The organism is Streptomyces fulvoviolaceus (assembly GCF_000718165.1).
Classification (GTDB): Bacteria; Actinomycetota; Actinomycetes; order Streptomycetales; family Streptomycetaceae; genus Streptomyces; species Streptomyces fulvoviolaceus.
Window position 1 is genome coordinate 1 of the sequence record NZ_JOEY01000148.1, and the last position, 920, is coordinate 920.

A 920-nucleotide genomic window follows, 5' to 3' on the forward strand; every position below is an offset into this window, starting at 1 on the left:
CTGGGTTGATAGGCCGGATGTGGAAGCCTCGTAAGGGGTGAAGCTGACCGGTACTAATAGGCCGAGGGCTTGTCCTCAGTTGCTCGCGTCCACTGTGTTAGTTCTGAGGCAACGACCGTTGCCGGCTCAGAGCAGAACATCAACTGAAAAGTGTGCTTGTTCGCTCGAAACCAATAGGGTTTCGGTGGTCATAGCGTGAGGGAAACGCCCGGTTACATTTCGAACCCGGAAGCTAAGCCTTACAGCGCCGATGGTACTGCAGGGGGGACCCTGTGGGAGAGTAGGACACCGCCGAACAATCTTTGAAGGACCCCTGGTCACCAGCGTACAGCTGGGACCAGGGGTCCTTTTTTTGTTCTGAAACAAACACAGCTCGAAGCGCGCCGGGTACTCGGCTGCGCGAGAATGACTTGCAGTATCGAAGACAGGAGTCACCGATGTCCACCAACTCTCCCGACGACCGACCGGAGCGCGACCAGCGTCGACGGGACAGTGGTGACCGCGGCGACCGGGGCGGATTCCGGCGTGATGACAACCGCGGTGATCGTGGCGGCTTCCGCCGTGATGACAACCGCGGCGGCAGCGACCGTGGTGGTAACGACCGCGGTGGTTATGGTCGGCGTGACGACCGTCGGGAAGGCGACCGCGGCGGTGACCGTGGCGGATTCCGGCGCGACGACAACCGGGGTGACCGTGGGGAGCGCCGGGGCGACGATCGCGGTGGTTTCCGTGGGCGTGATGACAGTCGTGGCGACAGCCGTGGTGATCGTGGCGGCTTCCGTCGTGATGACAGCCGTGGTGGCAGTGATCGTGGTGGCAACGACCGTGGTGGTAACGGTGGCTATGGTCGGCGTGATGACCGTCGGGAAGGCGATCGTGGACCGCGTCCGGCGTTCCGTCGGGACGACCGTCCAAGCGGG

General features: G+C 62.9%; 2 rRNA genes and 1 pseudogene. 2 read left to right on the top strand and 1 reads right to left on the bottom strand.

Going from position 1 to position 920, the window contains the following annotated elements:
* Nucleotides 1-77: ribosomal RNA gene (locus IG08_RS0153210) — 23S ribosomal RNA — on the top strand; the annotation flags it as partial.
* A 103-nt stretch (nt 78-180) separates the two neighbouring features.
* A 5S ribosomal RNA gene (gene rrf, locus IG08_RS0153215) occupies nt 181-297 on the top strand.
* Between the two features lie 134 nt (nt 298-431).
* Here the strand turns inward: rrf and IG08_RS62715 are convergent.
* A pseudogene (locus IG08_RS62715) lies at nt 432-920 on the bottom strand (hypothetical protein); the annotation flags it as partial.